We start from the raw sequence: 12,993 nt of genomic DNA, 5'->3' as shown, positions 1-12,993 counted from the left end.
TCCTTAATATTTTCGATTTTTTCTATGGCCATTATGATAACAAGCGTCACATATTTGAAAACGCGAGGTATCTGGAAGCTGTTTTCCACAGCGCTTACACTTTTTCTGATAATTGATTATTTCATCTTTCAACTGATCATGAACGCCATTACTGATTTCTTCCCGCACCCGTTCCCAATAGACAGCCTCGGTTCTCTTACCCATCCTATATAGAAACAAAAGATGAAGACCTATTGCTTTATAAGATAGTTCCAACTCCTCTAAGTTCCTAGTCCTTATAAAGGGATCGGGAAGTTCGCTACTCTCAGCAATTGCTTCTATGGTTTCTAGCCATTGGCGAATAAGGCGAGGTTCTTTTGCCGAAAAAGGTAAATGCAGGAAACCATATAGGTCCATTAATGAAAAACGAGCTTCGATTTCAGTCTCACGGATCAGTTCATAAAGCTCCCGCTCTTCCGAAAGTGATGCTTTTTTTGTTCCATTTGGCGGAGTGAACTTTTCCCATAACTCAAAGAATGTCCCTAAATTCCTGTAGTACTTCTGAAACCGTTCAAATACCGCAGAGGTCGGGGCAATCGTAAAGGTTTGAACCGGCTCATCTACCTGTTCAAGTAATTTCCTCATGATTTTTATGTCGCCCGTAAATGCTACTTTACCCGTATCATAAATCCCTTTTCTTCCAGCACGCCCTGCTATCTGTTTTACTTCTTGAGAAGTCAGCCTTCTTCTTCTCGTCCCGTCAAATTTCTCATTTTCAAGAAAAACGATGCGGCGAATCGGTAAATTCAATCCCATCCCAATTGCGTCAGTTGAAACAACGACGGATGTCTCCCCCCGATTAAAAAGCTCAATTTGCCTTTTTCTGTTTTCTGGTGGCATACTCCCATAAATCATGCTGACCCTATGCCCACTAGCTTGCACACGTGAGGCCGTTTCGAGTACTTGCCTTCTTGAAAAGCAAATAAGGGCGTCCCCTTTCTTGGTATTTTTCAATTCGAATTCTTTCGGTTCTATTTCTAACGGTATTTCCCGACTATATTCATAAATCTCCAAATCCGTTTCATCAAGTAAATTCAGCAACATCTTTTGAATATTTCTACTTCCTATAATGTGTACTTCTTTTGCATTTGCTTTCGTAATCGCTCTATACCAAGAAAATCCACGGTCCTTGTCCGCTATCATTTGAGCTTCATCAATGACAATTACATCATAGTAGTCCTTCTCATGAAACATCTCAACCGTACAAGAGATATGCTGTGCCCCATTTACCAGCTTTTCTTCTTCTCCCGTTTTTAATGAGCAAAGCACACCGTCTGCATTCAGCTTATCAAACACTTCCAGAGCAAGAAGCCTAAGTGGTGCAAGATACAATCCGCTCTCGGCCTTTTTCATTTTCTCCAGGGCCTGGTGTGTCTTTCCTGTATTCGTGTCTCCAATGTGTAAAATGTATTTGACCTTTAGTCCTAATGATGGTGTATAGGCCTTTCCAAAAATGTCGTCAAGGATTCTTTTCTCTTCTTCCTTCTTTCGAGCAGCTTCTGCCAGCGCTTCTGCTTTTTTTCGTTCCCTGGTTGCCTCGTCCCTTTCAAAAATCTCTTGATGAACAGATTCATCAAAGGGAATCTGGGCAAGCTTCAGTAAGTCAGATAGGTATTCTTCTTGAAGTTCGTCGAAACAAGCCTGTGACAAATCTGTCAAATCCTCTTGAAGTAACTCTTTAAGGATCTCCGGGGTGACGATATCCCCTAAGGTTTCTGAATAATCGTTCAACACTTCTGTAGTCAAGTTCTCAAGAACCTTTTTAGGTATATATTCAAAGATAAAGTCTAATACCAACCGTTCATAACGATAGAAATAATTTTCATACTCGTAACGACTTTTACCCCAATCAAAAGTAGAATGAATATCCCCCGTCAGTTCATCGAAGAAATCAGTCACCATAAGGTAATCGGTAGATTCGAATGATCCCTCCTCAATCAACCGTTCTTCAAGTAGATACGGTTCTACAGACTGAAATTTCGGCTTATTAAGAAGATCAGTGGCAATTTTGCCTGATATATAATAACGGACATGTAAATAAACTAGCAGAGAGTTATTTTCTAAAAAAGTGTACGCTTCATTTTCAAGCTTTTCCTGTACCAGCCATCGCTTATGTGCTAGCTTTTGTTCCTCTTGCCTTTTAAAGAAGACTTCCCTTGCGTTCACATATCTCTGTTCCCAATCTTGATCGTTTTCGGAAAAGGTCTCCTCCAGCCAGGATATTGTATCAAAAGGGTGATACGTCCTTAACTCATTTCGAAACAAATGGTTGATATGCTTATGATCTGTCCCTTCTGTAACGAATCCCCTGCCTTTTAAAAATACTTTCTTTTCTTTTCTCGGAACGTCATTGGACGCTTTATTTAACCAAACATTCATCCAAATCTGTTCGATATAAGACATCCGATCTGAAAGGTATGTTTCAAAGGTCGGCATTACATCTTTATTTTCTACATAGCGGTCGATATCTTGGAGTAATTTTTGCTTTGTCTGTTCAATTGAAAGTGGGTGTATATTTTCTAATTTTCCCATGATAATCCCCTTTTGAATCTTCTTATTTATTATCCTTTCCAAAATTTTTTTTAAAATCAGCACGATAAGCCATTTTATCGGAACTGTGAGAAAGCACAAAGGAAGTGCTATGATGCAAATAGTGATAAAATATGACATGTATGATAGATTAATGGTATTACTTCCATTACATGTACAGTAAATGGTGACTCTGTCTACAATAAGCTATGTAACTTCTACATTTATAATGATGGTTTAAACTAATACTAACAAATTTCAAGCAAAACTGTATCCATTTTTCGTGATAGTAACCTCGAATTAGCAATGAGCTAACGCGACGAACATACCGTCATTTATATAAATAGATTCAACCCATGATAAATCACCCATATAGAACCCATCAAACAACCTGACTTATGGAAAGGGGATTCAGAAAATGATTCACCACGACATTAATTACTACAAGAATTTTGATTCCATCGCTAACGAAGTCTTAGAATTACTAGCGCATACGATTAAAGTCAATACATTCGTGCTCACGGTTTTCGATCAATCCCAAAGTTTTATCGTCAAGTCCTTCAATCGGAAAGCAAATCTAATCAAGACCGGCGATACCATACCCTTTAATGAAGTTCTTTGTAACCTGGTCGTCGAGAATAAAATGGAACCCGTAGTTATTAACGATATAAAAAATAGTACCCTGACATGTAATCACCCCATATTGGATAGGATTAAAAATGGATGCTACATGGGTGCTCCTATTAAAAATGAGGATAAAATCATCGGAACATTATGTGCATTCGATATTAAACCTTATGAATTTAAAGAGTATGATGTAGTGCTACTTAGCTCCTTGGCATCGCTGATCAGTCAAACGGTCAACATCGAGAATGGAATAATCAGGGATTCTTTGACTGGTCTCTATAACCGTAACTACATTTATAACTATTTTGAATATAATAAGGATGAAATTTATAACGAAATGTCCCTCCTTTATATCGATCTCGACAATTTTAAATATTTCAATGATACTTTTGGTCATGATTTTGGAGATAGTGTCATTAAAAGGACCGCGGAGTGTCTTTTGAAATCTTCACCTGACAATAGTTATGTCGCTCGAATTGGTGGGGATGAATTTGTTATTTTATTACGCACTGAGGATAGAATAAAAAGCACAAAACAGACAGCCGAACTCCTTTTAAAACAATTATCTTCCATGCCTATTCAAGTCGGTGGGAAAGAACATTTGATTTCTGCAAGTATGGGGATAAGCGTTTACCCGGTCCATGGGGACGACATGGTTACGTTACTGAAAAAAGCGGACCATTCTATGTATCTTGCTAAAGAAGGCAAAAAACATATTGAATATTATCCTACTTGATTCGTAATTCAAAAAAGTGTGGATGATTGTAATCATCCACACTTTTTTGAATTACCGTATAAAAAACCAACGTTTCGTTTTCAACTTACGCAAAACATTCAACAATTCAGCATTTTTTTTATGTATCCTGTTTTCGGATGGCGATGCTGAAGGGGCTGGGATGTCTACTCTCACAGGTTTCTTGTTCATATCTAAAGGACCCTTCCTATTTATCATTATAAAATAGTATATGCAGGTGCCCTTAAAATATCATCAATCCCAAGCCTCCTTCTTTCTAGAGGACATCCCTCAATTTGTTCAAACGTGTTGTCTTTTCTTTATGGTTCAGGATAACACGTTCATTTTGTTTCATCACCTTTTTTGTATGTGGACTTAAAGCCACATCGGGAATTTTGACCTGGGGTTTAATTACAGCGACGGAAACATTGCTTCCAGCTTTATCATAAATGCTCATTTAACCAACTCCCCTTAATTTTGTTTTATGACCATATCAAACATCATGATCAATAATGCTATTAATAAACAATCCACTTCTGACACGAAGCTTTCCGATCTTATCTCTAAAATATAAGGAAATGTCAAAACATTAACGGGCTGAAGCGCCATTTTCTCTTCATCATTGTAATACGTATCTTCTCTTTCCAATGTAGCACGGATCGTACTTCCAGACAAGGTCGGGTAAGCTTTTAACATCAAGTTCTTGTCTTGTTCCGTTTTAAAAGGAATAATTTTGACATTCATCCCTTCCTTGGCTGCATAAGCCTGAAGCATGATATGCAAGTAGGCCAGGTATTCCTCATTCGTCTGATAAAACTCCGGAATCCCTTCTTTTTTCAAAAGGTAAAACATATTTTTGACCTTTTCCCGATTATCCGATAATAACTTATCGCTTTCCGCAACCGCTTTAGTTGCATAGGAGAGCTCATTATCGCCAATTTTTGATATATACATGCTCAAAAATACGAACATATCTATCAGCACAAACAGAACGGCGACAATGAGGAAATTCTTCCACTCATCAAAAATGCTCGTCGGATAAAAACTCCAGTATATTAAAGCCCCCAATATGAAAATGACATACCATGTTTTTCGAATGGCTTCTATTTTCATGCTGATTTTATCTTTATACCTCCAGGATAAAACCACATAAACTAATAATGCAATAAATACGGCCCATACAAAGACTCTGAAAAACATCAACACTGTTTTTATCCTCCTACCCTTTTTTCAGCTTCTATAATTCTTATATAAATTATATTCAGGATGTCTCCCTCTTTTCCCTGCAAGCAAAGAGAAAGTATAAGTGAGGATTGCTGTTTACATTTGCACTTGAACAGCGACCCTCACGCGTTTCATTCAGAACCACTTCAGTGAGTGATTACCAATTTTTATGTTATGATTAGTTCAGAATAAATCCCTAAATATTCAGGAGGAACATATATGCTGAAAACGTTAAGAATTTTCATGTCCATCCTATTAACCGGGATACTTTTTATAAGTCTTTATCCTCCACTAGGAAGACGTGCATCAAAGAAAAGAATCAAAAACTTCAGTACGAAAGAAAATTTTAAGAATGGGCAATTCATCAATCAAATTCCTGCGAGTCAGATGATGAGCCTTAAACATACTGGCTCCATACTTCGGGAGTATATGAAAGGAAATCCAAACAGACGACCTGCCGTTCCCATTTTGATTGATTCGACGGTCCGATCATACAAAGACGCCAATAAAATCACCTGGTATGGACATTCAGCCTTCATGCTTGAGTTGGACGGTAAAACTTTATTGGTGGATCCAATGTTTGGTAAAGCCCCTACTCCTTTTCCGATGTTTGGAAACAAGAGATTTAGCGGTGACTTGCCAATCGATTTGGAAAACCTTCCACCGATTGATGCTGTCATTCTCTCGCATGACCACTATGATCATTTAGATTACTATTCCATAAAGAAATTAAAAGATAAGGTCGGTCAATTCATTGTTCCCCTAGGGGTAGGAGACCATTTGGTGAAGTGGGGTGTATCGAAGGAAAAGATACAGGAACACAACTGGTGGGATGAAGTATTCTACGACGGACTCCATTTAGTTTGTACGCCAGCAAGACACTTTTCCGGGAGAAGTTTAAATGATAGAAATTCTACACTTTGGTGTTCTTGGGTGATATACGGAAAAGAAGATAAGGTCTTTTTCAGCGGTGATAGCGGGTACGGCACACATTTTAGAGAAATCGGCGAAAAATACGGTCCCTTCGATCTTACATTAATGGAATGCGGACAGTATGATGAACGATGGTCCACCATTCATATGATGCCTGAAGAAACGGTCCAAGCAACTATCGACGTAAAAGGAAAACTAATGATTCCCATTCATTGGGCAGGCTTCACTTTATCTCTTCATGATTGGACAGAACCCATTGAAAGGGTGACAAAAGCTGCCAAGGAAAAAACCGTACAAATAGCTACCCCAAAAATCGGCGAGCCTGTTCACATTGGCGGAATGGAATTCCCTGACACAATATGGTGGAAATAAAATCAGCTTATCCCTTTATTGAGGATAAGCTGATTTTTTCATTTTACACTATGCTCTTTCTCATCAAAATGAAGTTTCATTTTAATAGGGTGATCTTTCCTCTCCCCAAAATAGTTGGTACCGAACACGCCCAGGATAATTAAACCTGAACCCACTATATCGAAAATCGTAATTTTTTCATTAAGAAAGAGTGCTCCTGCAATAATGGTCACCACTGTCGATAGATTTGCAAAGACACTCATTTGAGAAGCCTTGATTTTTGATAATATCGTGTTCGAAAGCATCGACGTGACCAACGAAGCCAAGATTCCTAAATATAAGATAGAACCGACAAATTCCATACTTGACCATGGTGAAATGAATTCCGGCATCGTTCCCTTGCTCATATGAGATATGATTGCAGCCAGGTTAAAAAGGATGAAACCTGTTCCCAGCATGAAAAAGGACATTTCACCAGGCGTATATTCCTTTGCCAAGGACCGTGTCATCGTCGTATATCCTGCTGTCGCTAAACAAGATAGAAGGATTAATCCCATACCGAGCAAATCAGAGGCATTCATCGTACTTCCTTTCATAAGGAAAATGAAAATGACCCCTACTACCGATAAAACAATAGAGATGTTTTGATAAAGAGAGGTTCTTTCCTTTAGAAAGTATCCCGCAATGATGACTGTAATGATTGGGGTGATAGCCGATAAGATTCCGGCATCCGTGGATTGGGAATATTTAAGTCCGAAAGTTTGAAAGACAAAGAAAAGGGTGGGAAACATTAATGATAATGGAAGCAGTTTTTTGATTGACTCAATTGTATAGCTCACCTTAATTACTTTTAGTGCGACCAGAACTAATATAACGGCGAAAGAAATGCTGAAACGGAACGCCAACGTATCAAGTGGGTTCGATTCGGCGATTGCCATCTTTGTAAACAAAAAGGATAAGCCAACAATGCTGGCATGCAATATGGCTAGCATATAAGCATATGATTTGGTTTTCATGGTTGCATCTCCTTAACTAGGATACTATGATTCCGTTTTAGTTCTAGTACCCTTTGTACTTGAAATGCAATCCAATAATTCATTTGAATATTCATTGGTTAGAATTCAGTGAATGACCCATGGATCGAAGAAAAGGAGATGGAGTTGATGCTCCTAAAACATAGGTAGCAAAGTCTGCCAACGTTATACAAGTTATGATAGAATTCAATGAAGAAAGTGAGGGATACATATGATTGTGACCATCCTTATATTTCTTATGGCTGGTCTGGCCGAGATTGGTGGCGGATATCTTATCTGGATGTGGCTACGAGAAGGAAAATCCATTTATTTTGGATTGGCCGGAGGAATTGCACTTATTTTATATGGCATAATTGCCACATTTCAAACATTCCCTACTTTTGGACGTGTATATGCAGCATATGGTGGCGTTTTTATCGTATTATCGGTTTTATGGGGATGGGGATGGGGAATAGATAAGAAAACACCTGATTTATATGATTGGATTGGCGCTATCATTTGTGTAATCGGGGCATCCATCATCCTATGGGCACCAAGAAACTAAAAAAACTAAAGGGCTATTAACCCCTTTAGTTTCCTAAAGCAACAGATTGATTTAAATATTTATCATCCGTGAGTGCTCGTGTTATGAAATCGGCAACATCTGCACGGGAAATGCTACGGCTTCCTTTTGGTACACCTTGATGCTCTTCCCGATACGAACCAGTAGGCGGATTATCAGATAACCCCATCGGTCTTGCCACGGTCCATGTCAAATTGTTTGCTTTAATAACATCCACTGCATTACGATGATCTTCCAATACATTCCCCAACATCTTCATTGTCAACTTCCCAATTAATCCTGGGATTTCTTTTTCAATACCCGCTGACGCCATATAAATGATTCTTGAAACATTGTTGACTTTCATTCCATTGACAATATTCTGCGTCATTTCATGTAGAACGGTCGTCTTTCCCAACCCACTGCTTGAGCCTAGGCATGATATGACCACATCTTTGCCCGATATGGCCTTTTGTACCGCCTCTTCTTCTAGAGCATCCCCTTGAATGATATGCAAGTTCGGATGATTCAATTGCAGCTTAGTTGGGTTCCTTACAAAGGCTGTTACTTCGTGCTGTAAATTTAGTGCTTGCTCCACAACCAATTTTCCTGTTTTACCTGAAGCCCCAAATACGATTATGTTCATGTTTTATCCTCCAAATGAAATGATAGAGTTAATCATAACACTGACCGGATATTTTATCATTACGTTTTACTCTAAAGTGATACTAATCATACAATACTCTGTTAACTTACTTTCTTTACTGAACTTAGTGCTGCATTGCTGAATTTTTCTTGTATGAACCATATCGCTATCGCTGCGATAATACAAGGAATGGCAAAGGCCAAGAAATTGACCTGAAGGGACAATTTCATTTGGGTAATACTGTGATACATAGGCATTCGTAATGATTTGTGTACCTGTTGTCGTTCCCCTGCCAAAGCTAGAAGCAAATAAAGCATGAACATGCTTGGTTTAAAGCTCAACATCGTGAGTGTCCCGAACCCAGGATCCTATAATACCTCTAAAAAAACGCCTCTAAGATCTTTTATTATATAACATTGCCTCTGTTTATTAACCTTCGCTTAATTAAGTTGAACAAATACAAAAGACCAGCCCCCATTAGGGACTGGTCTCAAATTGTAAAGGTTATAAAGCCGCCATTGCCGTATTTCAGTAAGAAAGTTTTAAACCACCACTCCTCAAAGTGGGTGTTTGCAAAAATTTTCCTGTTTTCCAAGTCAGTGACGAGGCATAACATTCCAACCTTGATATAAAACTCCCTATTACAGCTTAAAGGTTAAAACTTAATTATCATTACGAACAACGCAGCTTATGTATTTATAATACCTAAAGATATCTTAAGTTGCAAGGTCAAAAATTTCCATCCACTACATTTCGTGCAATAAATTTTATAAAGGCTCAGTAATACGACCATTAAAGGCGGATTGATAAATGGTTCGAATATCTTCTTTTCCCAGTGGCATGGGGCTTCTCGCTAATAGCCTTTTTTGCTTTTCTCCATCCTCCACCAGCTTGTCTATTGCGTTTTCAGGAATATCGAAATCACCTAAAGTAGTTGGGATCCCTATATCTTGAACCAATCTTTTAATTTCTTCAACACATCTAAGGGATGCCTCTTCTTCGGATAAGTAAACAGAGCTTCCACCCATGGCATTTAATAAGTCAACCATCTTTTTCGTACAACTTTTTCTAATATAGCCCATAACATACGGAAGCAGGACGGCATTGGAGTCACCATGTGATAGGTGAAATTGGCCACCTAGTGGATAGGCAAGTGCATGTACTCCCGCTACGCCAGCATTAAAAAAGGCAAGGCCGGCCATATAACTTCCCTGGCTCATGTCTGTCCTTGCTTGTTGATTTTGCCCATCCTGAACGGCAGTACGAAGAGATTTGCTAATGAGCCTGACAGCGTGTAATGATAAGGCTTCAGTCGTAGGGCTGCTATTGACGGAAACATAAGCTTCTACTGCATGAGTTAGGGCATCGATACCTGTTGCAGCTGTTATATGTGGTGGCACGGATACGGTCAGTTCTGGATCCACTATGGCAGCGTCCGCCAATAAAAAGTCATGGGTCACAACATCCTTGGTGTTTCCAAGAGAAAGCACGGCAATATTGGTTACTTCAGAACCCGTTCCCGCTGTGGTTGGGATTAATATTTTGGGAATCCCTTTTGCAGTAATCTTCCGTGTTCCCGTTAGGTTCAGGTAATCTGCCACAGATCCTTCATGAACAGCAAGAACCGCAGCCAGTTTCGCTAAATCCAGAGCACTGCCACCACCTAGACCAATGATAAGATCGAATGGATGCTCCTTTATATAGCTAACCAGTTTTTCTCCTGATTCTAAAGGGGGTTCAGGAATCACTTCTGTATATAATTGAACTTGATACCCTGCTTCTTCCAATGGGAGAGTAATCTTATTCGTCACCCCTATTTTTATAAGCACCGGGTCCGTGATGATCAGAATACTGGAGATGTCATACCTCTTCACTTGAGGAATAAGTTGTTTCAATGACCCCCAGCCCACATGACTGAGCGGGGTAAAAATAAGTGTACTGGACACATAAACACCTCCAATCCAATATTTTTATCCATCATGTAATTTAATGGTAACACAAAATATGGTAGGAAGGTAAAGTTATGATGAGGGAATCGAACAATCAAACAATTTAGCTTGCAAGCAGAGAATAATATGGAGGCAATATGTTTAGATTATAAGCAAACAAGGCTTACAATTAATAGTAATTAACCTTTGCAATTGACGGTGTGAAGTCTATAATATTAGATATCAATATTTTTAGGGGTGACTATCTATGTTTTCAAATATTGGAATACCTGGTTTAATTATAATCCTTCTATTAGCTTTAATGGTCTTTGGCCCAAGTAAACTTCCTCAAATTGGACGTGCTGTCGGCACTTCGCTTCGTGAGTTCAAGGATGCCACAAAAGGGATCACCGATGATATACAAGCCGATTTCAAAGAAGACGTACAAGCTGCTAAAAAAGAGTCCATTAAATAGAAAAGTGCATAGAAAAAGACGCCTGCACGCAGCAGGCGTCTTGATGCGTTTGTGGCGCAAAACCGTCAGGCCACATCCCGACGTTTAGCTAAAAGCATGTTCTACGGCTTACACAAATTAGCTCATCGCTTTATTAATATAACATTAATCTGAAATTATTACAAGTTAATGTTTGAGACTTTTCTATTCTTAATTTAGTCCCCTTACTAGGTAGCACCTATACTCACTCATTCCCAAAAAAAGAAGGAATTAAGAATACTTTTCTAAAAAAGCGTTTTAGAGGGGTATACATTTCATGATTCACTCCCTCCCTTTTACACGCTATTGGTCAAAAAGGAATGAATCTAGCAGATTCCGTATCTTTTCTATCATGATCTTATAAATTCATTGTCATTGTTGTTAATTCCTCAGAGGATACCGCCACTTGATCGAACGCTTTACTGATTCCATCGAATATTTCGTTAAGCTCGTTCATTTCTTTGGCGACTTTAATGTTTTGCTCTTTGACAGACAGCATGGCCTCCGCAATATCAGTAAAAAATAATCCAGTTTCCTTTCCTTGTTGCGTACCTTGAATAATTTCATCACTCACGACAGCAATGGATGTATTCATCACATTTGTAAAGTCCCCTATTCCGTTTACCAATTTTGCCACTTCAGTAACGGACTTTTTCGTGTTTTCCGATAGCTTTCTAACCTCACCAGCCACCACCGCAAAGCCTTTACCATGTTCACCTGCTCTAGCTGCCTCAATTGCTGCATTCAAAGCTAAAAGATTCGTCTGTTCTGCGATTGAAGTAATGATTGATACAATTCTTTCAATTTCCTTGGATGTATTGGATAGCTGCTCCATATCCTTTGAGATAATAATTATTTGCTCTTGGGTTTTAACCATCCTTTTTTCGAGCCCCTTTAAAAGTTCAACCCCTTCTTTGGATTGCTCTTCTGTCCTGATGGCGGTATCGGATCCCTTTTGGGTAACAACTTGGATATCCATTACTTTATCCGCCATTAATTGAGTGGCGGAACTAGTCTGTTGACTGATGGCAGACAATTCTTCTGCATTCCGATTGACTTGTTGTTTAATCATTTCCTTATCACCCTGGATTTGTTGGCGAATTCTCTCATTTTCAAGATCATATGCTTCTAGAACGATTTGTTGTTCTAAATTCATGATTTTTGTGACAGCCAAAATCGTGTCCTGGTATAGTTCTATGTCCTTGATATGAGTCATCACTTGGAGAATGATTGACTGAAGCAAATCCTGAAATGCACTCAGATACCATTTTGGCTGCAAGCCAATCCTTACATGGACATGTGCAATGATATAACGCTGTTTAATATATTCATCATCGATACAACCACTAAACATTTCAAACATATGATGGTGTAACGTCGTCTTCAACCGATCAACAGAACTGTGCTTATTAATCACCTGCATTAAAGAGGGTTCCTTTTCTAAGTTTCTGTAGAAATTGTCTACAATTTTAATAATATGTTCCTTCACATCGTCCTGTAATGAACGAATAACACAGAGATCCTTTGTAGTTAAATGAATCATGTCTATTTGGGTTAACACACCTGAATGGTTTTTAATTTGTATACCAACTTGATCCTTATACTTCATATAATCAATATCATTGGTAAGGTTATTTTTCCATATGATTTTCATTAAGACTTGCCTCCGGATATCTGCTTTCGATTTATGATAGTAAGTCATATTCTATGTTAATATTAAGCTATTTTGATGAAAATTTCCTCATTTTTGAACATATTTTCACATTACTTTAGGACTATTTTTGGTATTGCCCTAAAAAAAAACACTCCGTAAGAGTGTTTCAGACTGTAGACAAACTCGATGAAAATCGACTTTGCCTACAGTTTTTTTTGTTTTAAAATAGAAGTATTAAAACTTGGGGTGATGAGGATGCTT

Annotated in this window: 12 protein-coding genes and 1 other RNA gene; 4 read left to right on the top strand and 9 right to left on the bottom strand. The window is 38.4% G+C overall.

Annotated elements, in window-relative coordinates; translation table 11 throughout:
• Window positions 1-3: 3 nt before the first annotated feature.
• Complete coding sequence (locus ACQKIC_RS10560; protein WP_402872812.1) at window positions 4-2,571, bottom strand: DEAD/DEAH box helicase; 2,568 nt, start codon at window positions 2,569-2,571, stop codon at window positions 4-6.
• Window positions 2,572-2,986: 415 nt separating this feature from the next.
• Between ACQKIC_RS10560 and ACQKIC_RS10555 the strand changes: the two genes are divergently transcribed.
• On the top strand, window positions 2,987-3,931 hold the full coding sequence (locus tag ACQKIC_RS10555; protein ID WP_427591341.1) for a sensor domain-containing diguanylate cyclase: 945 nt from the start codon (window positions 2,987-2,989) through the stop codon (window positions 3,929-3,931).
• Window positions 3,932-4,205: 274 nt separating this feature from the next.
• Here the strand turns inward: ACQKIC_RS10555 and ACQKIC_RS10550 are convergent, their stop codons facing one another.
• Both ACQKIC_RS10550 and ACQKIC_RS10545 read right to left on the bottom strand, forming a co-directional pair.
• Window positions 4,206-4,385, bottom strand: coding sequence for a hypothetical protein (locus ACQKIC_RS10550; RefSeq protein ID WP_402872807.1), 180 nt, complete (start codon window positions 4,383-4,385; stop codon window positions 4,206-4,208).
• Window positions 4,386-4,399: 14 nt separating this feature from the next.
• Complete coding sequence (locus ACQKIC_RS10545; RefSeq protein WP_402873209.1) at window positions 4,400-5,128, bottom strand: type II toxin-antitoxin system SpoIISA family toxin; 729 nt, start codon at window positions 5,126-5,128, stop codon at window positions 4,400-4,402.
• Window positions 5,129-5,371: 243 nt separating this feature from the next.
• Between ACQKIC_RS10545 and ACQKIC_RS10540 the strand changes: the two genes are divergently transcribed.
• A complete protein-coding gene (locus tag ACQKIC_RS10540) occupies window positions 5,372-6,457 on the top strand; it encodes an MBL fold metallo-hydrolase (RefSeq protein WP_402959503.1) in 1,086 nt (361 codons plus the stop codon).
• Window positions 6,458-6,495: 38 nt separating this feature from the next.
• Here the strand turns inward: ACQKIC_RS10540 and ACQKIC_RS10535 are convergent, their stop codons facing one another.
• Window positions 6,496-7,452, bottom strand: a complete 957-nt coding sequence (locus ACQKIC_RS10535; RefSeq protein ID WP_427591342.1) for a DMT family transporter — start codon at window positions 7,450-7,452, stop codon at window positions 6,496-6,498.
• 229 nt (window positions 7,453-7,681) lie between these two features.
• Between ACQKIC_RS10535 and ACQKIC_RS10530 the strand changes: the two genes are divergently transcribed.
• Window positions 7,682-8,014 carry a YnfA family protein gene (locus ACQKIC_RS10530; RefSeq protein WP_427591344.1) on the top strand — a complete coding sequence of 111 codons (333 nt, stop codon included), beginning with the start codon at window positions 7,682-7,684 and terminating at the stop codon, window positions 8,012-8,014.
• 25 nt (window positions 8,015-8,039) lie between these two features.
• Here ACQKIC_RS10530 and ACQKIC_RS10525 read toward each other — a convergent pair whose 3' ends face one another.
• From ACQKIC_RS10525 to ACQKIC_RS10510, 4 genes are all read right to left on the bottom strand, one after another.
• Window positions 8,040-8,657 carry an NAD(P)-dependent oxidoreductase gene (locus ACQKIC_RS10525; protein ID WP_403080125.1) on the bottom strand — a complete coding sequence of 206 codons (618 nt, stop codon included), beginning with the start codon at window positions 8,655-8,657 and terminating at the stop codon, window positions 8,040-8,042.
• Between the two features lie 101 nt (window positions 8,658-8,758).
• Window positions 8,759-9,001, bottom strand: coding sequence for a hypothetical protein (locus ACQKIC_RS10520; RefSeq protein ID WP_427591345.1), 243 nt, complete (start codon window positions 8,999-9,001; stop codon window positions 8,759-8,761).
• Window positions 9,002-9,162: 161 nt separating this feature from the next.
• A non-coding RNA gene (gene ssrS / locus ACQKIC_RS10515) (6S RNA) lies at window positions 9,163-9,350 on the bottom strand.
• A gap of 74 nt (window positions 9,351-9,424) precedes the next feature.
• Window positions 9,425-10,603, bottom strand: coding sequence for an iron-containing alcohol dehydrogenase (locus ACQKIC_RS10510; RefSeq protein WP_427591346.1), 1,179 nt, complete (start codon window positions 10,601-10,603; stop codon window positions 9,425-9,427).
• A 250-nt stretch (window positions 10,604-10,853) separates the two neighbouring features.
• Between ACQKIC_RS10510 and tatA the strand changes: the two genes are divergently transcribed.
• Complete coding sequence (gene tatA / locus ACQKIC_RS10505) at window positions 10,854-11,060, top strand: twin-arginine translocase TatA/TatE family subunit (protein ID WP_402872789.1); 207 nt, start codon at window positions 10,854-10,856, stop codon at window positions 11,058-11,060.
• Between the two features lie 376 nt (window positions 11,061-11,436).
• Here tatA and ACQKIC_RS10500 read toward each other — a convergent pair whose 3' ends face one another.
• On the bottom strand, window positions 11,437-12,732 hold the full coding sequence (locus ACQKIC_RS10500) for a protoglobin domain-containing protein (RefSeq protein ID WP_402959497.1): 1,296 nt from the start codon (window positions 12,730-12,732) through the stop codon (window positions 11,437-11,439).
• Window positions 12,733-12,993 lie beyond the last annotated feature (261 nt).

The organism is Peribacillus sp. NPDC046944, from assembly GCF_050272735.1.
Classification (GTDB): domain Bacteria; phylum Bacillota; class Bacilli; order Bacillales; family DSM-1321; genus Peribacillus.
Note: the sequence above shows the minus strand (reverse complement) of the source record. Positions and strands in the feature narration are given on the sequence as shown.

Coding starts and splice junctions, on each gene's coding strand:
- ACQKIC_RS10545 (WP_402873209.1), bottom strand. CDS start 5,128: ATGTTTTTCAGAGTCTTTGTATGGGCCGTATTTATTGCATTATTAGTT.
- ACQKIC_RS10535 (WP_427591342.1), bottom strand. CDS start 7,452: ATGAAAACCAAATCATATGCTTATATGCTAGCCATATTGCATGCCAGC.
- ACQKIC_RS10530 (WP_427591344.1), top strand. CDS start 7,682: ATGATTGTGACCATCCTTATATTTCTTATGGCTGGTCTGGCCGAGATT.
- ACQKIC_RS10520 (WP_427591345.1), bottom strand. CDS start 9,001: ATGTTGAGCTTTAAACCAAGCATGTTCATGCTTTATTTGCTTCTAGCT.
- ACQKIC_RS10500 (WP_402959497.1), bottom strand. CDS start 12,732: ATGAAAATCATATGGAAAAATAACCTTACCAATGATATTGATTATATG.
- ACQKIC_RS10525 (WP_403080125.1), bottom strand. CDS start 8,657: ATGAACATAATCGTATTTGGGGCTTCAGGTAAAACAGGAAAATTGGTT.
- ACQKIC_RS10560 (WP_402872812.1), bottom strand. CDS start 2,571: ATGGGAAAATTAGAAAATATACACCCACTTTCAATTGAACAGACAAAG.
- ACQKIC_RS10540 (WP_402959503.1), top strand. CDS start 5,372: ATGCTGAAAACGTTAAGAATTTTCATGTCCATCCTATTAACCGGGATA.
- tatA (WP_402872789.1), top strand. CDS start 10,854: ATGTTTTCAAATATTGGAATACCTGGTTTAATTATAATCCTTCTATTA.
- ACQKIC_RS10555 (WP_427591341.1), top strand. CDS start 2,987: ATGATTCACCACGACATTAATTACTACAAGAATTTTGATTCCATCGCT.
- ACQKIC_RS10550 (WP_402872807.1), bottom strand. CDS start 4,385: ATGAGCATTTATGATAAAGCTGGAAGCAATGTTTCCGTCGCTGTAATT.